This is a genomic window from Variovorax sp. P2_H12 (assembly GCF_056403395.1).
The window spans coordinates 118054-139992 of sequence record NZ_JBFUFO010000006.1 but is presented as its reverse complement, the minus strand read 5'-3'; the positions used below and the strand labels follow the sequence as shown (position 1 = coordinate 139992).

Sequence of the window (21939 nt, the reverse complement as noted above, 5' to 3'; positions counted from 1 at the left end):
GGAAGCCCGATGGCGAAGAGCGAAGCGGAGCTGCGGCTGCACGACCTGTTCGTGCGCGGGCTCGCCGGCGACGCGGCCGCCTATCGGGCGTTCCTGCAGCAGCTCGCCTTGCACCTGCGCGCCTTCCTGGGCCGGCGCCTGTTCGGCTGGCCCGACGAGGTGGAGGATCTGGTTCAGGAATGCCTTCTCGCCATGCACAACCAGCGCCACACCTACCAACCCGACCAGCCCCTGACCGCCTGGGTGCACGCGATCGCGCGCTACAAGATGATCGACCTGCTGCGCGCCAAGGCCGGGCGCGAGGCGCTGCACGAGCCGCTGGACGACGACCTGGCCGTGTTCGCCGATTCGGCGACCGAGGCCAGCGATGCGCGGCGTGACCTGTCGGGGTTGCTCGCGACGCTGCCGGACCGCCATCGGCTGCCGATCGTGCACACCAAGCTCGAAGGCCTGTCGGTGGCCGAGACGGCACGCTTGACCGGCATGTCGGAATCGGCGGTCAAGATCGGCGTCCATCGCGGGCTGAAGGCGCTGGCGCAGAAGATCAGGCAGGCGCGATGAGGACCGACCAGCTCATCGCCATGCTGGCCGAAGACGCGGCGCCGGTGCCGCGGCGAGCGGTGTCGCGCCGGTTGTTGGTGGCGCTCGCGATCGGCCTGCCCGTCTCCTTTGCCTGGATGGTGATGGAGTACGGGGTCCGGCGCGACCTGATCCAGGCCATGTTCTGGCCGATGTTCTGGGGCCGACTGCTGTTCGGCGCCGGCATCGCGCTGGCTGGATTCGTGGTCGTGCAGCGCCTTGCGCGTCCGGGTGCGCGGGTGCGAGGCGCCTGGCTCGGGCTCGCGGCACCGGTGCTGCTGATCTGGGCGCTCGCGCTGCTGGCCTTGCTCTCGGCGCCGGTGGAAGAACGGGCGGCGCTGGTCTGGGGTCAGACCTGGCGCAGCTGTGCCGTCGACATCGGCGTGGTCTCGCTGCCGGTGTTCGCGGCCTTGCTGTGGGCCCTCAAGGGCCTGGCGCCGACCCGGCCGGCGCTGGCCGGCGCCGCGGCCGGTGCGCTGGCCGGGGGCGCGGGCGCGATGGTGTATGCCTTTCACTGCCCGGAGCTCGCGGCGCCGTACATCGCGGTCTGGTATGTCGCGGGCATTGCGCTGCCGGTGGTGGCCGGTGCGCTGATCGGGCCCCGGCTGCTGCGCTGGTGACCCCCCGGCGCCGGCCGCAGGCTAGCGTCGGGTCTTGGAGCCGAAGATGCCGCCGAGCACGCCGCGCAGGATTTCCCGGCCCACCGTGGTGCCCATGGTGCGCACGGCCGACTTCGCCATGGTCTGCGCCAGGCCGTCGCGCTTGCCGCCGCGCGGGCCCGTGGAGCCGAACAGGATCTCGTTGAGGCTGCCCATCACGCCGCCGGCGTCCGGTGCCGCCGCGGCGCCGGGCTTGCCGGCCGGCGCGTCGGGTGCGGTCTCGGCGCGGCCCTTGAGCTTCTCGTAGGCCGATTCGCGGTCGACCGCCTTCTCGTAGACCCCCGCCACCAGAGAATTGGCGATCAGCGCCTGCCGCTGGGCCGGCGTGATCGGGCCGATCTGGCTGCCCGGCGGCAGCACGTAGACCCGCTCGGTGATGGTCGGGCGGCCCTTGTCGTCGAGGAAGCTCACCAGCGCCTCGCCGACCGCGAGTTCGGTGATCGCCGCCTCGATGTCCAGGCCCGGCTTCTGCCGCATGGTGGTGGCGGTCGCCTTGACCGCCTTCTGGTCGCGCGGCGTGAAGGCCCGCAAGGCATGCTGGACCCTGTTGCCGAGCTGGGCCAGGACGGAATCCGGGATGTCCAGCGGGTTCTGCGTCACGAAGAACACGCCCACGCCCTTGGAGCGCACCAGCCGCACCACCAGTTCGATGCGCTCGACCAGCGCCTTGGGCGCTTCGTTGAAGAGCAGGTGGGCCTCGTCGAAGAAGAACACCAGCTTCGGCTGTTCCGGGTCGCCGATCTCGGGCAACTGCTCGAACAGCTCCGACAGCAGCCACAGCAGGAAGGTGGCATAGAGGCGCGGCGAGTTCATCAGCTTGTCGGCCGCGAGGATGTTGACCACCCCCTTGCCGCCCTCGGTCTGCATGAAGTCGGCGATGTTGAGCATCGGCTCGCCGAAGAACTTGTCGCCGCCCTGGGTCTCGATTTGCAGCAGGCCGCGCTGGATCGCGCCGACGCTGGCGGCGCTGATGTTGCCGTACTCGGTCGTGAACTGGCTGGCGTTCTCGCCGACGTGCTGCAGCATCGCTCGCAGATCCTTCAGGTCGAGCAGCAGCAGGCCGTTGTCGTCGGCGATCTTGAACACCAGGTTCAGCACCCCGGATTGCGTTTCGTTCAGGTTGAGCATGCGGCCCAGCAGCAGCGGCCCCATGTCGGACACCGTGGCGCGCACCGGATGACCCTGCTCGCCGAAGACATCCCACAGCGTGACCGGGCAGGCCAGGGGCTCGGGCAGGTCGAGCCCGCGTTCCTTCAGCGTGGCGGCCATCTTGGCGCCGATATTGCCGGCCTGGCTGGCGCCGGTGAGGTCGCCCTTGACGTCGGCCATGAACACCGGCACGCCGATCGAGGAGAGCTTTTCGGCGATGGTCTGGAGCGTCACGGTCTTGCCGGTGCCGGTGGCGCCGGTGATCAGGCCGTGGCGATTGGCCAGTCCCGGCAGCAGGGCGCAGTCGATGGTGCCGTGGCGGGCAATGAGAAGGGGGTCGGCCATGGGGTTTTCCGGTCGTTGGAAGGGCCTCAGTCTATCGAAGCCGGGCTCCTATAATCGCGACCCCATGCGAAGGTTCCTCCGGTGCCCCGGAGGTCGCTTTGCGACCCCTGCGACAATTCCCCAACAGCACCCGGAGTTCTCCTTTGTCATCGACTGCGCAATCTCCCGTTCCCGCCGCTGGCGACGTATCCGAACAGTCACCCCTCGAGAATGAATTGGCTGTCCTCCTGGTCGAATCGCTCAACCTGGAAGTCGCGCCGGCCGACATCGTGCCGACGGCGCCGCTGTATGGCGAAGGGCTCGGACTCGATTCGATCGATATCCTGGAAGTGGCCCTGGAAGTGTCCCGCAAGTACGGCTTCCAGCTGCGCTCGGACGACGAGCGCAACCAGCAGATCTTCGAGTCGCTGCGCAGCCTGGCGGCGCATGTCGCGGCGCATCGCGGCGCCTCCTGATCCATGTCCCGTTGGCGCATGGCGCTCCTGCTGCTGGCGGGGGCGAGCTATGCCTGCGTGTCGCACTGGATGATGCTCTACCACGCGGCCGAGCCCTGGGCTGTCGTGGTCCTGCTCGGGCCGCTGTGGCTCACCGCGCTGGGCCTCGCAGGCAGCCGCTTCGGCAAATGGGGGCTGGCGCTGGTCGGCCTGGCCGGCGTGGCCGTGTTCGCGCTGGTGCTGCACGGCGAGGCCGGCGATCCCAACCGGCTCTATGTGCTGCAGCATGCGGGCATCAATGCCTTGCTGTGCGGCTGGTTCGGCAGCACGCTGCGCGGCGACCGGCTGTCGCTGATCGGCCAGTTCGCCCAGCGCGTGCACCCGCTGTCGCCGGCCATGCGCATCTATACGGCGCAGGTCACCTGGGTCTGGACGCTCTACTTCGCCGCCATGGTCGTGGCGTCGATCGCGGTCTATGCGAGCCTTTCGTTCGCCGCCTGGTCGATGCTGGCCAACCTGCTGACGCCGCTGATGGTGGCCGGCCTGTTCGTCGGCGAGTACCTGGTGCGCTATCGGCTGCATCCCGAATTCGAGCGCACCCGTCTGATCGATGCGGTGCGTGCCTTCTACGGTGCGCCGGCGGGACCCACCGCGCGGCGCTGAATCGACGACCCCCTTGAGCCTCGAAACCTTCCTGCCGCTGCTGGCGGACCGCGATCTGGACCAGCCCCTCGCCTGGCGCGCCGGCACGCCGGTGAGCGCACGCGAATTCCTCGCCGACGTCGCCCGCCTGGCCCCCGAACTGCATCCCGGCGGCCCGGTCGTCAATCTGTGCGTCGACCGTTACGCCTTCGCGGTCGGGCTCGCGGCCGCCCTGGTGCGCGGCGAAGCGAGCCTGCTGCCGCCCGACGCGCGGGCTGACACGCTGGCGCGGCTGCACGAAGTGGGCGACCCCGCCTTCGCCCTGATCGACGACCCCAAGCTCGAGACGCCCGGCCTGCCGCGCGTGCGGGTCGAAGGTCGCCCGCCGGTCGCCGGCGCGGCAGCGCCGGCGGTGCCCGCGATCGATGCCGGCATGCATGCCGTGAGCTTGCTGACCTCAGGCTCCACCGGCGCACCGCAGCCGCACGCCAAGACCTGGGGCACCCTGGTCGGCGATGTCCGGGCCGCGGTCGCTCGGCTGGCTGATTTGCTCGGACGGCCGACGCTCGCCGGCCTGACGCTGGTCGCGACGGTGCCGGTTCAGCACAGCTACGGGCTGGAGTCGTCGGTGCTGCTGGCGCTGCTGGGCGGCGCGGCCTTCGACAGCGGCCGGCCCTTCTTCCCCGCCGACGTGGCACAGGCGCTGGCCTCGGTGCCGCGGCCGCGGGCGCTCGTGACCACGCCCTTTCACCTGAAGACACTGCTGCTCTCGGGCATCGCGCTGCCGCCGGTGGACCTGATCCTGTCGGCCACCGCGCCGCTGTCGCCGCAGCTCGCGGCCCAGGCCGAGCAGGCGATGGGCGGTGCCCTGATCGAGATCTACGGCAGCACCGAGTCGGGCCAGGTCGCGACCCGGCGACCGACGCAGGGCGAGGTCTGGGAGACCTTCGGCCAGATCCGCGTGCATGCGGAACATGGTGCGGACGGCGCCGAGCGTTTCGTCTTCGAGGGCGACTTCATCCCGGAGCCGACGCCCATGGCAGACATCCTGGAACTGGTCGATGCGCAGCGCTTCCGCTTGCTCGGCCGCGCCAACGACCTGATCCATGTGGCGGGGCGGCGCAGTTCGCTGGGCTATCTCAACCACCACCTCAACAGCATCCCGGGCGTCGAGGATGGTGCCTTCTGGCTGCCGGACGACGTGGCCGACGGCGTGGTGCGTCCGGTCGCCTTCGTGGTCGCACCGACGCTCGATGCCCAGGCGATCATCGCCGCGCTGCGTGAGCGGGTCGAGGCCGTGTTCGTGCCGCGGCGTGTGGTGCACGTGGCGGCCTTCCCGCGCGAAGGCACGGGCAAGCTCACGGCGCGCTCGCTGCGCGAGTTCGCACTGGCGCAACTGGCCTCCGACGGCACGCCGGTGCAGGTCACGCACGACGTGCCGGCCGACCATCCGGCCTTCGCGGGCCACTTCCCGGGCCAGCCGCTGCTGCCGGGCGCGCTGCTGCTGTCCGAGGTGCTCGAGGCGGTGCGCGGCGTGCCCGCGCTGGCGGCGCGCCTCGGCGCCGCACCCACGCTGGCCGCGGCCAAGTTCCTGGCGCCGGTACGCCCGGGCAGCAGCCTCGTGATCGACCTGATGCCGGAGACCGGCGCCTCGCGGGGGCTGCGCTTCGAGGTCCGCTGCGGCGACGTGGTGGCGGTCAGCGGGCGCTGGACCCCTGGTCTGCAATCATGAGCGATTCGCGGCCCGAGGCCGGCGACGCGAAGTCGCGCCAGGCCGATTGGTCGCGAGCGCCCGAGCGCAGCAACATGCTGGCGCTCAAGGTCATCTGCGCGATCGCCATTCTGTGCGGACGACCGCTGACGCGACTGATCCTGCACCCGATCTCGCTCTATTTCCTGCTGTTCTCGCCGACCCAGCGGCGCCACATCAAGCGCTATCTGTTCCGGGCCATCGGCCCCCAGGCCGGCTGGAGCGACGGCTATCGGCTGCTGCATGCCTTCGCCTCGACCGTGCTGGACCGACTCTATTTCCTGCGCGGCCGCATGGACCTGTTCGACATCCGGGTCTATGGCAATGCGCCGGTCGAGGTCGAGGTCCAAGCGGGCCGCGGCGCCTTCATGCTCGGTGCCCACGTCGGCAGCTTCGAGGCGCTGGGCGCCTGCAAGCATCGCGCCGCGTCACCGGCCGACCTGCGTCCCGCGATGCTGATGTACCCCGACAACGCGCAGCAGATCAACGCGGTGCTCAATACCATCAGCCTGCCCGAACTGCGGCCGCACATCATCGCGCTGGGCCGGCCGCACTCGATGCTCGCGCTGCGCGACTGGCTCGATTCCGGCGGCCTCGCCGGGCTGCTGGCCGATCGCACGCTGGCCGGGCCCGAGGAAGCGGGCCAGCAACGCGGCAGCAGCATCGAGGTCTCCTTTCTCGGCCAACCGGCCCTGTTCAACGACGGGCCGTTCCGGCTGGCGGCCTTGCTGCGCCGCAAGGTCTTCTTCATGGCGGGCCTTTACGCAGGTGGCGCCCGCTACGATGTGCTGTTCGAGCCGCTGGCCGATTTCAGCGAGCGCGTGAGCGACCCCGCCGAGCGGGAACGGCGCATCCGTGCAGCGCTCGAAACTTATGTGGCGCGGCTCGAGGCGCTGTGCCGCGCCTACCCGTACAACTGGTTCAATTTCCATGATTTCTGGCTTGAAGATGCGCATTGACCGCTGGGGCAGGGGGCTGCTGGCGGCCCTGGCCCTGTCCGTTCTGTGGCCTTCGTCCGCCTGGGCCTTCGACCTGCCCGAACTGATGGGCCTGCTGGCGCAGCAAAAGAGCGGCGAAGCCCGCTTCACCGAGCAGCGCTTCGTGCACGGCCTCGAGGGCCCGTTGGACGCCAGCGGCGTGCTGAGCTTCACCGCGCCGGACCGGCTGACGCGCCGCACGCTGTCGCCGCGTCCCGAGACGATGAGCGTCGAAGGCAACACGCTGACCCTGTCGCGCAGCGGCCGCACCCGCACGCTGGCACTGGACAGCATGCCCGAGCTGCTCGGCATGGTCGAGGCCATGCGCGGCACGCTGAGCGGCAATGCCCAGAGCCTGCAGCGCTACTTCCGCAGCACGCTGTCGGGCTCCGCCAACGGCTGGACCCTGGACCTGCAGCCCATCGACCCGCGCCTGGCCGCGCAGGTGCGTTCTATGCGCCTCAGCGGGCGGGGCGGTGAAGTGCTGGGCATCGACATGGAGTTCATCGGCGGCGACCGCTCGGTGATGAGCATCACGCCCGAACGTGGCGCTGGCACGACGGCCACGACGCCCGTGCGTTCCACTCCGTGACGCGAGCCGCCGCCGCACCCGGGCGCCGCCGCGCGGCGCTGGCCCTCGGCATCTGGCTGCTGGCGCTGGTCGCCGGCATCGCGCTGATTGCGCGCACGCACTTCAGCGCCGATCTCTCCGCCTTCCTGCCGGCCAGCCCGGACGCGCGCCAGCAGGTGCTGATCGAGCAGCTGCAAAGCGGCATTGCCTCGCGCACGATCTTCATCGGCATCGAGGGTGGCCAGGATGCGGCGCAGCGCGCGCAGGTCTCGCGCGCGGTGGCGGCCGCGATGCGTCAAAGCAAGCTCTTCGACCTGGTCCAGAACGGCGACGCCAGCGACTGGAAGGACACCGGCACCTGGATCTTCGACCACCGCTACCTGCTGGGACCCGAGGTGACGCCCGAGCGCTTCACCGCCCAGGGCCTGCGCGATGCCATCGTCGACAGCCTGTCGATGCTCGGCACACCGGCGGGCAACGCCCTCAAGCCGCTGCTGGAGCGCGACCCGACCGGCGAGACCCAGCGCATCGCCGAGGGCCTGATCCCCGCGAGTTCGCCGCGCAGCGAAGAGGGCGTGTGGGCGTCGCGCAGCGCGCCGCGGGCGCTGATACTGGCCACCACGCATGCGGCGGGCAGCGACCTCGACGCCATCGCCCAGGCGATCACGCGCGTCCGCAGCGCCTTCGATGCCGCCACGCGCGACATGGCAGGGGCCGGCCCGACACTCGCGATGACGGGCGCCCCGGTGTTCTCGGTGCAAAGCCGCGACCAGATCAAGACCGAGGCGGTGCACCTGGCGGTGGTCGGCGGGATCGTCATGGGCGTCTTGCTGCTGCTGGCCTTCGCCTCGCCGCGGGCGCTGGTGATCGCCTTGCTGCCGGTCGCCACCGGCGTCGTCGGCGGCACGGCAGCGGTGAGCCTGGTTTTCGGCGGCGTGCACGGCCTGACAATGGGCTTCGGCAGCACGCTGATCGGCGAGACGGTCGACTACGCGATCTACTACCTGATCCAGGCCCGCGGCGCCGCCATTGCCGGCACCGGCTGGCAGCGCTGGCGCGACATCCATTGGCCGACGGTGCGTCTCGGCCTGCTGACCTCTGTCTGCGGTTTCGCGGCGCTGGTGTTCTCGGGTTTCCCGGGCCTGGCGCAGCTGGGCGTGTTCTCGATCGCGGGCCTCGTCGCGGCCGCACTGGTGGCTCGCCACGTGCTTCCGGTGCTGGCGCCGGACGGTGCCACCGGCATGGGCATGCGGCGCCAGATGGCCCAGCTGGCGGGTTTCCTGGTACGCGGCCTGCCGCGCCTGCGCTGGCTGCTCACGGGCCTGGGCGCGGCGGCGCTGGTGCTGGTGCTGTGGCAGGGCGGCTATCTGTGGCGGGCCGATCTCGGCGCCATGAGCCCGGTGCCCAAGGCCATGCAGGCGCTCGATGCCGAGCTGCGCAACGACATCGGCGCCAGCGACGGCGGGACCCTGGTCGTGGTCCATGGCGCGGACGTGCAGTCGACCCTGCGCAGCACGGAAGGCGCGAGCGAGCGCCTCGAGGCCCTGGTCGACAAGGGCGAGCTCGCCGGCTTCGAGACCGTCACCCGCGTGCTGCCCAGCGAGGCGGCGCAGGCGGCGCGCATCGCGAGCCTGCCGGATGCCGCAACCCTGCGCAGCCGCCTGGCCGAAGCGACGCAGGGGCTGCCGCTGTCGGCCTCGCGCCTGGAACCTTTCATCGCCGAGGTCCAGGCGGCCCGGACGCAGCCGATGATCCGGCGCGCCGACCTGCAGGGCGGCCCGGTCGACGCGGTGGTCGGCGCGCTGATGTTCGAGCGTTCCGGCGGTGGCTGGTCGACATTGATCTCGCTGCATCCCGGCCCCGGCTTCGATGCCGCGCGGCTGGCCGCCGCGCTCGATGGCCTGCCTGACGTGCAGGTCGTCAACGTCGGCGAGGAGCTCTCCGGGCTCTACCAGCGCTATCTGCGCGAGGCCTTCATGCAGGTGATGCTCGGAGCGCTGGCGGTGGTGCTGCTGCTGGGCGCCTGGCTGCGCTCCGGACGCCGCCTGCTGGCGGTCTGCCTGCCGCTGGTGGTCGCGGTGGTGCTCACGCTCGGCGGCATGGCCGCGCTGCAGGTGCCGCTCGGCATCCTGCACCTGGTCGGGTTGCTGCTGATCGTGGCCGTGGGGTCCAACTACGCGCTGTTCTTCGATCAGCTGCGCGAGACCGGGCGCGCCGACGAGGACACGCTGGCCTCGCTGATGCTGGCCAACCTGACGACCGTGGTCTCTTTCGGGCTGATCGCGATCTCGGACATCCCGGCCTTGTCCTCGATCGGCCGCGTGGTCGCGCCTGGCGCGCTGCTGGCCTTGATGCTGTCGGCCGCCTTCGCGCGCACGGCCGCCCCCGCGCCAGTGGATCGCCGCTGATGGGAAAATCCACGGTCATGCCGCAAGCCGTTGCATCTGTGCGTTCCGAATCCTGGTCCTGGCCGCCGATGGTGCGTGCCAGCGTCGGCCTGCACCTGCTGGCCCTCGGTGCCGCGGTGGCGGTGCCGGGCGCGTTGCCTTGGGCCGTCGCCGCCGTCGTGCTGAACCATCTGCTGATCACCGCCGCCGGCCTGGCGCCGCGCAGCAGCCTGCTCGGGCAGAACCTGACGCGGCTGCCGCCGGCTGCGGCCGCGCGGCGCGAGGTGGCGATCACGATCGACGACGGACCCGACCCGGAGGTCACGCCGCAGGTGCTCGACCTGCTGGACGCGCACGGGCAGCGCGCCACCTTCTTCTGCATCGCCGAGCGCGTGGCCGCGCATCCGGCGCTGGCGCGCGAGATCGTGGTGCGCGGCCACAGCATCCAGAACCACACGGCGCGGCATCGCCACAACTTCTCGTTGCTGGGGCCGCGCGGCTTCGAGACCGAGATCGCGCGCGCGCAGCAGGTGCTGTTCGACGTGACCGGGCTGCGGCCGACCTGCTTTCGCGCGCCCGCGGGCCTGCGCAATCCCTTCCTGGCGCCGGTGCTGCATCGCTTGGGGCTGACCCTGGTCAGCTGGACGCGGCGTGGCTTCGACACCCGCGAGGGCGATGCCTCCACCGTGCTCGCACGCCTTGCGCACGGCCTGCAGGCCGGCGACATCCTGCTGTTGCACGACGGTCACGCCGCGCGCACCGCCGACGGCCGCGCCGTGGTGCTGGACGTGCTGCCACCGCTGCTGGCAAGAATCCAGACCGACGGCCTGCGCGCCGTCACATTGCCCGAGGCCATGGCTGCATGAGAAACCCTGTGTCCACCGACGCCGCGTGGCGCCACGTGCACGAACACGCGACCGCACCGTACCGCAAGGCCGGCCGCTTTGCCTGGCATTTCGCGCGCGGCAAGCTGGGCCGCGATCCGGTCTTTCGCGGTCTGATCGAACGCGGCCTGATCGGCGCGCACCGGCGCCGCGTGGTGGACATCGGCTGCGGGCAGGGCCTGTTCGCGAGTCTCCTGTCGGCCCTGGGTGCGATGCAGTCGCGGCCCGGTGCCTGGCCCGCGTCCTGGGGCGCGGCCCCGGCCACGGTCCGCTACACCGGCATCGAGCTGATGTCCAAGGACGTGGCGCGCGCCCGGACCTCGATCGGCCATCTCCAGCCCGCGCCGGAATTCGTCTGCGCCGACATGTGCAAGGCCGAGCTGCCGCCCAGCGACCTGGTCGTGATCCTCGACGTGCTGCACTATGTCGACCTCGAGGCCCAGGAAGGTGTGCTGCGCCGCGTGCGCGAAGCCCTTCAGCCGGGCGGGCGCCTGCTGCTGCGCGTCGGCGACGCCGCCAGCCGCCGGGGCTTCGCGATCAGCCAGTGGGTCGACCGCACCGTGACGCGCATTCGCGGCCATCGCGTGTCGCCGACCTGGGGCCGGCCGCTCGACGACTGGAAGCTGCTGCTGCAGCGTCTGGGGTTCACGGTCCGCAGCATTCCGATGAGCGAGGGCACGCCCTTCGCCAACGTGCTGCTGGTGGCCGACATCAAGGAAGCCGAATGACCGCACCCCAGACCCTCGATCGCGCCGGCATCGCCCGGCACATCCCGCACAGCGGCACCATGTGCATGCTGGAGCACCTGGTCTCCTGGGACGAGCATTCCATCCATTGCACGACGGCCACGCATGCGCATGCGGACAACCCGCTGCGGACGGCCTCGGGCCTGCTGTCGCCGAACCTGATCGAGTACGCGGCGCAAGCGATGGCGCTGCACGGCGGGCTGCTGGCGGTGGAGGGCAGTGAGCCGTCCGCCGGCTTTCTCGCCAGCGCGCGCAACGTGCGCCTCGGCGTCGAGCGCATCGACGACATCGCCGGCGAGCTGCACGTGCATGCCACGCGGCTCACGGGCGATGTGAGCCAGATCCTCTACGAATTCTCAGTCCGGGACGCAGCCGGCAGGGCGCTGGCCGAGGGCCGCGCCGTCGTCGTTCTGAACACCCCGCTAGCCATGGAAACCCACGCATGAGTCTCACCGGAAAACGCGCCCTGATCACCGGCGCGAGCGGCGCACTGGGCGCCGCGATCGCGCAGCGCCTGGCGCGCGACGGCGCCACTGTGCTGCTGCACGCCAACTCGCGGCCCGAGTCGGTCGAGCAATTGGCGGCCACCATCGCCGCGGCGGGCGGCAAGGCCGAATGCGTGGTCTTCGACCTGCGCAGCGACGAGGCCGCGCAAGCGGCCTGCCAGCGCCTGCTCGAAGGCGGGCCGGTGCAGGTCATCGTGAACAACGCCGGCGTGCACGACGACGCGGTGCTGCCGGGCATGCGGCCGGAGCAATGGCACAAGGTGATCGACGTCTCGCTCAACGGCTTCTTCCGCGTGACGCAGCCGTTGCTGCTGCCGATGCTGCGCACGCGCTGGGGGCGGATCCTCAACATCTCGTCGGTGGCTTCGCTCACGGGCAATCGCGGGCAGGTCAACTACGCGGCGGCCAAGGGCGGACTCAACAGTGCGACCAAGGCGCTGTCGCTGGAAGTCGCGGCGCGTGGCGTGACCGTGAATGCGATCGCGCCCGGGATCATCGCCTCGCCGATGGCCGATGGAGTGTTCGACGCGACGATGATCCAGCAGATGGTGCCTGCGAAGCGCGCCGGGACGCCTGAAGAGGTCGCTGCGCTGGCGGGTTTCCTGGCCAGCGACGAGGCGGCCTACATCACGGGGCAGGTGATCTCCATCAATGGCGGGATGATCTAGGCAACTCGGAACCATCATGGTCACCTGCTACCTGCGCTATGTCATCGATCCGTTCAAGCTCGAGGAGTTCGAGCACTACGGAAAGCTCTGGATTCCTCTGGTCGAGAAGTTCGGAGGGCAGCACCACGGCTACTTCCTGCCGTCGGAAGGCGCGAACAACATCGCGCTTGCCATGTTCACGTTCCCGAGTCTTGCGGCGTACGAGGAATATCGCGCGTTGTCGGCCACCGACACGGCGTGCCAGGCCGCTTTCAAATATGCGCAGGACACTCGCTGCATCCTGAGCTACGAACGCAGTTTCTTCAGGCCTGTATTCGAATGAACCCGGCGAGGCGGGTCTTCGAGATCACCGATAGGCCCCGCTCTTGCCCGGATCCTGCGGAATGCCGCGACTGTCGATGAGTTCAGGTGAAGCGGGCGGCCGGCCCTCGCGACTCAGTGCTCTCGCGCGGAAAATGTCCTCGGCCTGGATCTGATCGACGGCGATCTGCGACGGCTGCCGCTGGTTTCGTTCCGTCGCGGGATCTCCGCAAGGTCGCTCCGTCAGGGTGATGCGACCGTCGGCACCCTTGCATTGATTCACTGGATCCGCAAAGACGGACGGGGTGGCGGCGATCCCGGCAAGGCAGATCAGTAGGCGCATGGTATTCACGCGAGGATGATAGGGCCGCGCACCGGCGCCGTCCAGCGCCCTGGCGGACTCAGGGCTGAAACGGCGGCGCCCCCCGCACCTTCCGCCACATCAGCCCAGGCAGCCGCACAACGAACTCCAGCATCAGCCGCGCATGCATCCAGCTCAGCAGCAGGTTGTCGCGCACATAGCGGAAGTGGGACACGCCGCCTTCTTCGGCCGTCAGGTACTTCACCGGCGCATCGATATTGACCGGCTTGACGCCGCGCCAGGCGAGGCGCACCACCGCTTCCGTGTCGAAGTCGAAGCGTCGCATCCATGGCTGGCGCGCCATGACCGCGATCAGGTCGGCCACCGGGTACACGCGAAAGCCGTAGAGCGAATCGCCGACGCCCGCGAACAGGGTTTCGAGCTGGGTCCAGCCGTTGGAGACGCGGCGGCCGCGCACGCGCAGCAGCGGGGCGCTGGCATCGAAGACGGGGCGGCCCAGCACCATGGTGTCGGGGCGCGCCCGCGAGGCCTGCATGAAGGCCGGGATCAGGTCGGCCGGATGCTGCCCATCGGAGTCCATCGTCAGCGCATGGGTGTAGCCGGCCTGTTGTGCGGCACGCAGCCCGTGCAGCACCGCTGCGCCCTTGCCCTGGTTGTGGGGCAGCAGCCAGACCTGCAGCCCGGCGTCTTGCTCGGCCATCTGCTGCAGGCGCTCGCCGGTGCCGTCGGTGCTGCCGTCCACCACCACCCACACCGGGTTCCATTGCGCGCGTGCCGCCTTGACCGTGGAGAACAGGCGTTCTCCTGTGTTGTAGCTCGGGATCAGGACAAGGTGGGTGCGCGAGACGTCTGGCATGCGGGCTGCGCGTCGGGGGCGCGCTGTTCCATGGATTGGCGGAAGTAGTGTTCGATCTGCTGCAGCAGCGCATTGCTGTCCTGCGACGGCGCGAAGCGCTGGCCCAGGCTCAGCCTGAAGACGATCGGCAGCGGCGGCACGCGCCACAAGGGCCAGCCCTTGCCGAGGTAGGGCGAATCGGTGTCGATGAAGACGGTCTGGATCGGCGCCTGCGCCAGCTTGGCGATCAGCGTGACGCCCGGCCGGAAGCTGTTGAGCGGCGGCGTCACGGTGCGCGTGCCCTCCGGGAAGATCACCAGCTGGCCGCCGTTCCTGAGGTCGTCGACGGCGAGCCGCACCATGGTGCGGGCCGAGTCGTTGCGGATGTAGCGCGCCAGCCGGGCGCCGGCGCCCAGGAAGATGTTGCGCATCAGGTCGGCCTTCATGATGCAGGCGCTGCGCGGCAGGCGCGCCACCAGCAGCAGGGCATCGAGCATGGTCGGATGGTTGGCCACGACGATCAGCCCGCGCTCGTCGCGCAGGGCATCGAGGCAGTCGGCGTCGATGCGCATCATGCCGCTGAACGCGGCGACCGCCCAGAAGAAGCGGTAGGCGCGCGCGATGACGCTGCGGCCGAGCGCACGCCCGGTGGCCGGCGGCAGCAACGGGTAGAGCAGCATCGCGACCAGGTTCCAGGCCAGCGAGATGGCGCCGAGCAGCGCCAGCAGCGCGTACAGCGGCAGCGCGAACGGAAGCGAGCGTCCCAGGCGAAGCAGCCGGTTCATGGGACGCCCGGGCCGTCAGGCGCGCAGTGCGCCGCGTGCAACGGAATGGGCCTCGATTTCCACCAGCAGGTCCTGGCGGCAAATGTCGGCTTCGAGGTAGACCGCGTGGCTCACCGTGTGCGCCTGCGGGCCCAGCGCCTCCTCGAGCGCCCGGCGCACCCGGGGGGCGTCGGCGGCATGGCGCACGTACACCACGCAGTCCAGTGCCGCCAGATCGAAGGTGGCGCTGGTGCGCGCGTTGGCCGCCGCGATCACCGCCGCGAGATTGCGCAGCGTTTCCTGCACCTGCGGCAGCAATTCGCCCACATGCACGGTCTCGTGGCCGACGATGCTGGCGGTGCCCGAGATGAAGAGCGCGATGTCGCCGCCGCCGATCTCGGCCAGCGCAGCGCGCGAGAAGGTCGGCGCGCGTGGGCCGTAGCTCGGCGGGTAGCGGTAGGCGGAGACCTGCCGTGGGTTCTCGACCGCGAGCGGGGCGGTGCGGCCGGCCAGGAAGCGGATGCTGAGCGCGCCCTGGTGGATGCCGAGCGCGCAGGCGGCCGGGGCGCCGTCGAAGGCGGCCTGGCCGGCGTCGACGAAGGCCTGCTGCCGTCCGGCATTGAACTGGCGGTAGCGTTCGAGCCCGCCGCCATCGCCGTTGATCTGCGGCAGGTAGTTCCAGATTCGCAGCAGATGCGTGCAGCCGGTTTCTTCCAGCGCGGCGAAGAGATCGCGGTATGCGCGTTCCGACAGTGCCGCGACGCCGGCGCGTTCGACGCTTTCGTCGAGGTCGATGGCGCCGAGCATCCAGTGGCCGTCGCTGCGCCAGCGCACCACGCCCGTGGTGCCGGACTCGATGTGCTCGCCGGCGTGCCAGACATCGGCCATCGCGGCGCCGCCGGACAGCACCCGCGCATTCACGGTCGGCATCCAGGCCAGGCCGTCGGGGGTGCCATAGCCGAGCGCGCCGAAAGGCGAGGGGCGGCTGGCGGCGAGGCCCAGGCTGTCTGCGAGGCTGAGGCGCTGCACGCGCAGGGGCGGCGCGTCGAGGGGAAGGCGTGCGGTCATCGCTGGGCCTCGACGATGTTTTCGCCGGCGAGCGGCCCGAGGTCGCGGATGTTGCGCCGCCGCCGCCGCCAGGCCTCCCAGGTGCGGCGCGGATGGGCGGCGCTGACCGCGAAGTAAATGGCCTTCAGCACCCTCAGCGAGCGCCAGATGGGCGTCTTGCCGTAGATGTCGCCGGCCAGCAGCGACATCAGCGCTTCCTTGACGCGCAAGGGGTTCGAGGGATACATGAAGAATTCGCGCATCGTCGGGTTGGTCACGCGGAAGATGAACCAGGAGAATTCGCGCGGCCCCTTGCGCATCTGCGCCTCGAAGCGGCGCCGCTCGGCCGCGGCCTGAGCCGGCTGGTCGAGGGTGGCGGCGACCACCTCGGCGCCGACGAACGCGCTGTGCATCGCCAGGTACACGCCCGAGGAGAACACTGGGTCGATGAACGCGTAGGCGTCGCCCAGCATCAGGTAGCGCTCGCCGCTGCAATGGGTGCTGGTGTAGGAGTAGTTGCCGGTGGCATAGACCGCGTCGTCGATCAGCGTGGCGTCTTTCAGGCGCTGCATGAGCGGCTCGCACAGCGCCAGGGTGTCGGCGAAGAATTCCTTCAGTGGTTTCTTGCGCGACTTGAGGTAATAGGGCCAGCAGACGGCGCCGACGCTGGTGCTGCCGTCGGCCAGCGGGATGTACCAGAACCAGCCGTGCTGGAACCAGAGAATCGTGATGTTGCCTTCGAGCTTGCCCGGCGCCCGCTCGGCATTGGTGAAGTGGCCGAACAGCGCCGAACTGTTGTGCTTGGGGTTCTTCTGCTTGGCCTTGAGCTTGTTGGACAGGAAGGTGTCGCGGCCCGAGGCGTCGATGACGAAGCGCGTGCGCCAGTGGCGCCGGGTGCCGTCGTCCTGCACCGCCTGCACATCGGCACCATCGGCGTCGAAGCTGACCTCGCGCACGCGGCAGCCTTCCAGCGCCTCGGCGCCCTGGGCGGCGGCGTGGCGGAACAGGAGCTCGTCCATCTCGGAGCGCCGCACCTGCCAGGCGTAGGGCATGGTCTTGTCCCAGGCCTCGGAGAACTCGAGCCTGGCGGTGTGTTCGTGGTCGGGTGAGACGAATTCGACGCCCCACTTGGGCATGCCGATGCGCTCGAGGTCGTCGCGCAGCCCGAGCTTGTCGAACAGCGCGACATTGGCCGGCAGCAGCGATTCGCCGATGTGGAAGCGCGGATGGTGCGCCTTCTCGAGCATGACGACCCGCCGTCCTTGCCGGGCCAGCAGGGCAGCGGCGGTGGCGCCGGCCGGACCGCCCCCGATCACGAGCACATCGCAGCTGTCCTGCAGGGGCGGAGCGGATTCAGGAATCGGCGGGGGGATGTTCATGCGCGTGGGTGGGGAAGTGGTTCGCGCAGTGGGCGCATCAGCGGAGGATTATCCCAAAAAGGCATCGGCGCTCCTGGAGTCCGGGACAGGCAGCGGCGGCCGCCGGACAGTAAACTCGCTGTCTGGTTTGAAAACACAAGATTGCGAGAGATAGAGCCATGGCCGGACACAGCAAATGGGCGAATATTCAGCACCGGAAGGGCCGTCAGGACGAGAAACGCGGCAAGCTCTGGACCCGCGCCATCCGTGAAATCATGGTCGCCGCACGCACCGGCGGCGGCGACCTCGGCGCCAACCCGCGGCTTCGGCTGGCGGTCGAGAAGGCCAAGGCGGTCAACCTGCCGATCGACACGATCAAGCGCAACATCGACAAGGCCACCGGCAACCTCGAGGGCGTCAACTACGAGGAAATCCGCTATGAGGGCTACGGCATCGGCGGCGCCGCGATCATCGTCGACACCATGACCGACAACCGCGTGCGCACGGTCGCCGAGGTGCGTCATGCCTTTTCGAAGCACGGCGGCAACATGGGCACCGAAGGCTCGGTGGCGTTCCAGTTCAAGCACTGCGGCCAGCTCGTGTTCGGGCCCGGCACCAGCGAGGACAAGGTGATGGAAGTGGCGCTCGAGGCCGGTGCCGAAGACGTCGTCAGCGACGACGACGGCGCGATCGAGGTACTGACCGCGGTCGGCGATTTCGAAGCCGTCAAGAACGCGCTCGAGGCGGCCGGCCTCAAGCCCGAGATCGCCGAGGTCACGATGCGGGCCGAGAACACGATCGAACTCGCCGGCGAGGAAGCCGCCCGCATGCAGAAGCTGCTCGACGTCCTGGAAGACCTGGACGACGTGCAGGATGTCTATCACAACGCCGCGCTGTCCGAATGACGGCCCGGCGAACGAAAGCCCGCGAATGAAGGTACTGGTGATTGGAGGCGGCGGCCGCGAGCACGCCCTGGCGTGGCGACTGGCGCAGTCGGACCGGGTCAGCCGGGTCTACGTGGCGCCCGGCAACGGCGGCACGCGCTCGGACACCCGCTACGAATGCGTGGACATCACGGCGCCCGCAGACCTGCGCGCCTGGGCCCAGAAGGAAAAGATCGGGCTGACCGTGGTCGGCCCCGAGGCGCCGCTGGCCGCCGGCGTGGTCGACGAGTTCCGCGCCCACGGCCTGCGCATCTTCGGGCCGACCCAGGCGGCGGCGCAGCTCGAGAGTTCCAAGGCCTTCTCCAAGGCCTTCATGAAGCGGCACGCCATCCCGACTGCCGAGTACGAGGCCTTCACCGACGCGGCGGCGGCGCATGCCTATGTCGATGCCAGGGGCGCGCCGATCGTGGTCAAGGCCGACGGCCTGGCGGCCGGCAAGGGCGTGGTGGTCGCGACCACGCTGGCCGAGGCGCATGAAGCGATCGACTTCATGCTGCTGGACAACAAGTTCGGCGTCTCCCACAACGAGGGCGGCGCGCGCGTGGTGATCGAGGAGTTCCTGCAGGGCGAAGAAGCCAGTTTCATCGTGCTGTGCGACGGCAAGAACGTGACCGCGCTGGCCACCAGCCAGGACCACAAGCGCCTGCTGGATGGCGATCAGGGGCCGAACACCGGCGGCATGGGCGCCTACTCGCCGGCGCCGGTGGTGACCGCCGAGGTGCATGCGCGCGCGATGCGCGAGATCATCCTGCCGACCATCCGCGGCATGGAGAAGGACGGCATTCCGTACACCGGCTTCCTGTACGCCGGCCTCATGATCGACGGCAAGGGGCATCCCAAGACGCTCGAGTTCAACTGCCGCATGGGCGACCCCGAGACGCAGCCGATCATGCTGCGGCTCAAGTCCGACCTGTTCGAGGTCTTCTGGCATGCGACCGACGGCACGCTCGATCAGGTCGAACTCGAGTGGGACCGGCGCGTCGCCCTGGGCATCGTGATGGCCGCGCACGGCTATCCGCTGGCGCCGCGCAAGGGCGACCGCATCACGGGCATTCCGCCCGAGGCGCCCGATGCCGTCGTGTTCCATGCCGGCACCACGCTCGACAGCGGCGAACTCGCCACCAGCGGCGGGCGCGTGCTCTGCGTGACCGTGCTGGCCGACAGCGTCAAGCTGGCACAGCAGCGCGCCTACGCGGTCGCGGCGCGGATCCAGTTCGACGGCGCCCAGTACCGCAAGGACATCGGCCACCGCGCGGTCCACGCGCGCTCGCCGCAGGCTTGATGGCTGCAGGCCCGATGCAAGGCACCCTCGACACCCGGCCGGAGGCTGTGGCGGACTATCTGCGCGGCCTGCAGCAGCGCATCGTCGCCGCGATCGAGACCGCCGACGGCGGACGCTGCGTTCGCGACGCCTGGCAGAAGGAGCCCGGCGAGCCGCTGCAGGGCAGCGGCCTGACTTGCATCCTCGAAGGCGGCGCCTTGTTCGAGCGCGCGGGCTGCGGCTTCTCGCAGGTGCGCGGGCCACGGCTGCCGCCCTCGGCGACCCAGCACCGGCCCGAGCTGGCCGGCGCGCCCTTCGAGGCGATGGGTGTGTCCCTGGTGTTCCATCCGCGCAATCCCTATGTGCCGATCGTTCACATGAACGTGCGGATGCTGGCCGCGCTGCCGCAGGATGCGGCGCCCGTCTGCTGGTTCGGCGGCGGCATGGATCTGACGCCCTGTTACGGCTTCGAGGAGGATGCGGTCCATTTCCACCGCAGCTGCCGCGACGCGCTGGCCCCCTTCGGCGAGGACAAGTACCCACGCTTCAAGACCTGGTGCGACGACTACTTCACGCTGAAGCACCGCAACGAGCAGCGCGGCGTCGGCGGCATCTTCTTCGACGACTTCGCCGAGCCGGGCTTCGAGCAGAGCTTCGCCATGCTGCGCTCGGTCGGCGATGCCTTCCTGCCGGCCTACCTGCCGATCGTCGATCGGCGGCGCGACGCGCCGTACGGCGAGCGCGAGCGTGCCTTCCAACTCTACCGGCGCGGCCGCTATGTCGAATTCAACCTGGTGTGGGACCGCGGCACGCACTTCGGCCTGCAGTCGGGTGGGCGCACCGAATCGATCCTGCTGTCGATGCCGCCGCTGGCCAGCTGGGCCTACCGTCAGCAGCCCGAGGCGGGCAGCCCCGAGGCTTCGCTGTACAGCGACTTCATCGTGCGGCGCGAATGGCTCTGAGCCGCCCGCGAGTCGGTGTGTTCGGCGGCGCCTTCGATCCGCCCCACAACGCGCATGTGGCCCTGGTGCAGGCCGCCCTGGCGCAATTGGACCTGGCCGAATTGCGCATCTTTCCGACCGGGCAGGCCTGGCACAAGGACCGGGCGCTGAGTGCCGCCGAGGACCGCCTCGCGATGGCGCGACTGGCCTTCGAAGGGATCGCCCGCGTGGTGGTCGATGCCCGCGAGATCCTGCGCCCCGGACCGACCTACACGCTCGACACCCTGCGCGAATTGCAGCAGGAACAGCCTTCGGCCCAGCCGGTGCTGATCGTGGGCGCCGACCAGGCCCTGTCGCTGCCGCGCTGGCACGGCTGGGAGGAGATATTTTCGATTGCTATAATTTCCGTAGCAAATCGCGAAGCAGCCACGGGGGGCAGCGGTCGTTTCGACCCTTCAGTCCTGCCATCTCTCCCGCCCGGCGCGCGTTTCGAACCCCTCGATCTCCAGCCCATGGACACCAGCGCGACCGACATCCGGGCGCGCGCTGTGCGTGCCGTTGGGCTCGATGGTCTGGTTCCGCCGGCGGTTGCACGCTATATTGACAAACACCATCTCTACCGATCCGCCTGATGACCACTGAAGCCGCCGCCAAAAAAGACACCCAAAAACTCCAGCGGGCCATCATCGACGGCCTCGAGGACGTCAAGGCGCAGGACATCCAGGTCTTCGACACAGAACATCTCTCCCCGCTGTTCGAGCGCGTGATCGTCGCCTCGGGCACCTCCAACCGCCAGACCAAGGCGCTGGCCGCCAGCGTGCGCGATGCGGTGCGCGACGCCGGCTTCAACAAGCCGCGGGTGGAAGGCGAGGCCAACGGCGAGTGGATCATCGTGGACTGCGGCGCGGCCGTGGCGCACATCATGCAGCCGGCCATCCGCCGCTACTACCACCTCGAGGAGATCTGGGGCGACAAGCCGGTGCGGACCAAGCTCGGTGCCGTCAAGCCGGCCGCCCCCCAGGCCTCGGAAGAGAAGGCGCCTGCCGCGAAGAAGGTCAGCACGTCGCTGCGCCGCTCCAGCGCGGCCAAGACGGCCATCCGCTCCGCCGAGCAGGCCGCCAAGCTCGAGAAGCAGAAGCCGGCGGCCAGGAAGCCCGCAGCGCGCAAGACCGCTGCGGCCAAGACGCCCGTGAAGACCATGGTGGTCAACAAGGCGCCGGCCAAGAAGGCGGCCGCGAAGAAGGCCGCTCCCGCAGCGAAGAAGGCCGCACGCAAGACGACCTCGCCGAGGTCATGAAACTGCTGGTGGTCGCGGTCGGGCAGCGCATGCCCGACTGGGCGCAGACCGCCTGGGACGACTACGCCAAGCGCTTTCCGCCCGAGCTCAAGCTCGAACTGCGCGCGGTCAAGACCGAGCCGCGCGGCTCCAAGACCCTCGAAACCCTCTATGCGGCCGAGCGCGAGCGCATCGAGGCCGCGATCGCCAAGGGCATGCGCATCGTCGCCCTCGACGAGCGCGGCACCGCGCTGACCACCAAGGCGCTCGCAGCCCGTCTGCAGGCCTGGCAAGGCGAGGGCGATGACGTCGCGCTGGTGATCGGCGGGCCCGACGGCCTCGACCCCGCATTCAAGGCGGCTGCGCACGAGCGCATCCGCCTGTCCGACCTCACGCTGCCGCATGCGATGGCGCGCGTGCTGCTCGTCGAGCAGCTGTATCGCGCGTGGTCGGTCAACGCCGGCCACCCGTACCACCGCGAATGAGCGCCGCGCTGGGCCGCCCCAAGCAAGCTCGCACCGCAGTGCGCAGCACGGAGGTTGCCGAATGAGCGCCGCGCCGGGCCGCCCCAAGCAAGCTCGCACCGCAGTGCGC

25 protein-coding genes are annotated in these 21939 nt (G+C 69.9%); 19 read left to right on the top strand and 6 right to left on the bottom strand.

The window, feature by feature from the left end; translation table 11 throughout:
• Positions 1-9: 9 nt before the first annotated feature.
• The gene (locus AC1DYK_RS06050; protein WP_478165437.1) at positions 10-561 is read left to right on the top strand and encodes a sigma-70 family RNA polymerase sigma factor; all 552 of its coding nucleotides are present in this window, start codon (positions 10-12) and stop codon (positions 559-561) included.
• Positions 558-1199: an NrsF family protein gene (locus tag AC1DYK_RS06045; RefSeq protein ID WP_478165436.1), complete on the top strand. Its 642-nt coding sequence runs from the start codon at positions 558-560 to the stop codon at positions 1197-1199. Before AC1DYK_RS06050 ends, AC1DYK_RS06045 begins: the two co-directional genes overlap by 4 nt.
• A gap of 21 nt (positions 1200-1220) precedes the next feature.
• Here the strand turns inward: AC1DYK_RS06045 and AC1DYK_RS06040 are convergent, their stop codons facing one another.
• The gene (locus tag AC1DYK_RS06040) at positions 1221-2732 is read right to left on the bottom strand and encodes a helicase HerA-like domain-containing protein (protein ID WP_478165435.1); all 1512 of its coding nucleotides are present in this window, start codon (positions 2730-2732) and stop codon (positions 1221-1223) included.
• A 143-nt stretch (positions 2733-2875) separates the two neighbouring features.
• On the opposite strand from AC1DYK_RS06040, the gene AC1DYK_RS06035 reads away from it, so the two are divergent.
• The 11 genes from AC1DYK_RS06035 to AC1DYK_RS05985 are packed head-to-tail and all read left to right on the top strand — an operon-like array spanning position 2876 to position 12619.
• Positions 2876-3187, top strand: coding sequence for a phosphopantetheine-binding protein (locus AC1DYK_RS06035; RefSeq protein ID WP_442286816.1), 312 nt, complete (start codon positions 2876-2878; stop codon positions 3185-3187).
• Between the two features lie 3 nt (positions 3188-3190).
• Positions 3191-3829: a COG4648 family protein gene (locus AC1DYK_RS06030; protein ID WP_478165434.1), complete on the top strand. Its 639-nt coding sequence runs from the start codon at positions 3191-3193 to the stop codon at positions 3827-3829.
• A 13-nt stretch (positions 3830-3842) separates the two neighbouring features.
• Positions 3843-5540, top strand: coding sequence for an AMP-binding protein (locus tag AC1DYK_RS06025; protein WP_478165433.1), 1698 nt, complete (start codon positions 3843-3845; stop codon positions 5538-5540).
• Positions 5537-6517, top strand: a complete 981-nt coding sequence (locus AC1DYK_RS06020) for an acyl-CoA synthetase (RefSeq protein ID WP_478165432.1) — start codon at positions 5537-5539, stop codon at positions 6515-6517. Before AC1DYK_RS06025 ends, AC1DYK_RS06020 begins: the two co-directional genes overlap by 4 nt.
• Complete coding sequence (locus AC1DYK_RS06015; protein ID WP_478092719.1) at positions 6507-7127, top strand: LolA-related protein; 621 nt, start codon at positions 6507-6509, stop codon at positions 7125-7127. The genes AC1DYK_RS06020 and AC1DYK_RS06015 overlap by 11 nt, the downstream gene beginning before the upstream one ends.
• Complete coding sequence (locus tag AC1DYK_RS06010; RefSeq protein ID WP_478165431.1) at positions 7124-9514, top strand: MMPL family transporter; 2391 nt, start codon at positions 7124-7126, stop codon at positions 9512-9514. Before AC1DYK_RS06015 ends, AC1DYK_RS06010 begins: the two co-directional genes overlap by 4 nt.
• Positions 9514-10359 carry a polysaccharide deacetylase family protein gene (locus tag AC1DYK_RS06005; protein ID WP_478165430.1) on the top strand — a complete coding sequence of 282 codons (846 nt, stop codon included), beginning with the start codon at positions 9514-9516 and terminating at the stop codon, positions 10357-10359. Before AC1DYK_RS06010 ends, AC1DYK_RS06005 begins: the two co-directional genes overlap by 1 nt.
• An 8-nt stretch (positions 10360-10367) precedes the next feature.
• The gene (locus tag AC1DYK_RS06000) at positions 10368-11105 is read left to right on the top strand and encodes a class I SAM-dependent methyltransferase (RefSeq protein WP_478165429.1); all 738 of its coding nucleotides are present in this window, start codon (positions 10368-10370) and stop codon (positions 11103-11105) included.
• Positions 11102-11569, top strand: a complete 468-nt coding sequence (locus AC1DYK_RS05995; RefSeq protein ID WP_478165428.1) for a hotdog family protein — start codon at positions 11102-11104, stop codon at positions 11567-11569. The genes AC1DYK_RS06000 and AC1DYK_RS05995 overlap by 4 nt, the downstream gene beginning before the upstream one ends.
• Positions 11566-12297, top strand: a complete 732-nt coding sequence (gene fabG, locus AC1DYK_RS05990; RefSeq protein ID WP_478165427.1) for a 3-oxoacyl-ACP reductase FabG — start codon at positions 11566-11568, stop codon at positions 12295-12297. The genes AC1DYK_RS05995 and fabG overlap by 4 nt, the downstream gene beginning before the upstream one ends.
• A gap of 16 nt (positions 12298-12313) precedes the next feature.
• Entirely contained in the window at positions 12314-12619 is a 306-nt protein-coding gene (locus AC1DYK_RS05985; protein ID WP_478165426.1) for an NIPSNAP family protein, read from the top strand.
• A gap of 24 nt (positions 12620-12643) precedes the next feature.
• On the opposite strand, the gene AC1DYK_RS05980 is transcribed toward AC1DYK_RS05985, so the two are convergent.
• Genes AC1DYK_RS05980 through AC1DYK_RS05960 form a run of 5 tightly spaced genes read right to left on the bottom strand, consistent with a single transcriptional unit; the run spans position 12644 to position 16944 of the window.
• Positions 12644-12940 carry a DUF4124 domain-containing protein gene (locus tag AC1DYK_RS05980; RefSeq protein ID WP_478165425.1) on the bottom strand — a complete coding sequence of 99 codons (297 nt, stop codon included), beginning with the start codon at positions 12938-12940 and terminating at the stop codon, positions 12644-12646.
• Positions 12941-12998: 58 nt separating this feature from the next.
• A complete protein-coding gene (locus AC1DYK_RS05975) occupies positions 12999-13775 on the bottom strand; it encodes a glycosyltransferase family 2 protein (protein ID WP_478165424.1) in 777 nt (258 codons plus the stop codon).
• On the bottom strand, positions 13742-14539 hold the full coding sequence (locus tag AC1DYK_RS05970) for a lysophospholipid acyltransferase family protein (protein WP_478165423.1): 798 nt from the start codon (positions 14537-14539) through the stop codon (positions 13742-13744). The genes AC1DYK_RS05975 and AC1DYK_RS05970 overlap by 34 nt, the downstream gene beginning before the upstream one ends.
• 15 nt (positions 14540-14554) lie before the next feature.
• Positions 14555-15586, bottom strand: a complete 1032-nt coding sequence (locus tag AC1DYK_RS05965) for a chorismate transformation FkbO/Hyg5 family protein (protein WP_478165422.1) — start codon at positions 15584-15586, stop codon at positions 14555-14557.
• Positions 15583-16944, bottom strand: a complete 1362-nt coding sequence (locus AC1DYK_RS05960) for an NAD(P)/FAD-dependent oxidoreductase (protein WP_478165421.1) — start codon at positions 16942-16944, stop codon at positions 15583-15585. Before AC1DYK_RS05960 ends, AC1DYK_RS05965 begins: the two co-directional genes overlap by 4 nt.
• 158 nt (positions 16945-17102) lie before the next feature.
• On the opposite strand from AC1DYK_RS05960, the gene AC1DYK_RS05955 reads away from it, so the two are divergent.
• From AC1DYK_RS05955 to rlmH, 6 genes are read left to right on the top strand one after another with little or no spacing between them, the layout of a single operon-like run.
• Positions 17103-17828, top strand: coding sequence for a YebC/PmpR family DNA-binding transcriptional regulator (locus AC1DYK_RS05955; RefSeq protein WP_478087443.1), 726 nt, complete (start codon positions 17103-17105; stop codon positions 17826-17828).
• Positions 17829-17853: 25 nt separating this feature from the next.
• Positions 17854-19149: a phosphoribosylamine--glycine ligase gene (gene purD, locus AC1DYK_RS05950; protein ID WP_478165420.1), complete on the top strand. Its 1296-nt coding sequence runs from the start codon at positions 17854-17856 to the stop codon at positions 19147-19149.
• Positions 19150-19163: 14 nt separating this feature from the next.
• On the top strand, positions 19164-20090 hold the full coding sequence (hemF, locus tag AC1DYK_RS05945) for an oxygen-dependent coproporphyrinogen oxidase (protein WP_478165419.1): 927 nt from the start codon (positions 19164-19166) through the stop codon (positions 20088-20090).
• On the top strand, positions 20081-20701 hold the full coding sequence (gene nadD / locus AC1DYK_RS05940) for a nicotinate (nicotinamide) nucleotide adenylyltransferase (RefSeq protein ID WP_478165418.1): 621 nt from the start codon (positions 20081-20083) through the stop codon (positions 20699-20701). The genes hemF and nadD overlap by 10 nt, the downstream gene beginning before the upstream one ends.
• Positions 20701-21366, top strand: a complete 666-nt coding sequence (gene rsfS, locus AC1DYK_RS05935; protein ID WP_478165417.1) for a ribosome silencing factor — start codon at positions 20701-20703, stop codon at positions 21364-21366. The genes nadD and rsfS overlap by 1 nt, the downstream gene beginning before the upstream one ends.
• A complete protein-coding gene (gene rlmH, locus AC1DYK_RS05930; protein ID WP_076997156.1) occupies positions 21363-21830 on the top strand; it encodes a 23S rRNA (pseudouridine(1915)-N(3))-methyltransferase RlmH in 468 nt (155 codons plus the stop codon). The genes rsfS and rlmH overlap by 4 nt, the downstream gene beginning before the upstream one ends.
• Positions 21831-21939 lie beyond the last annotated feature (109 nt).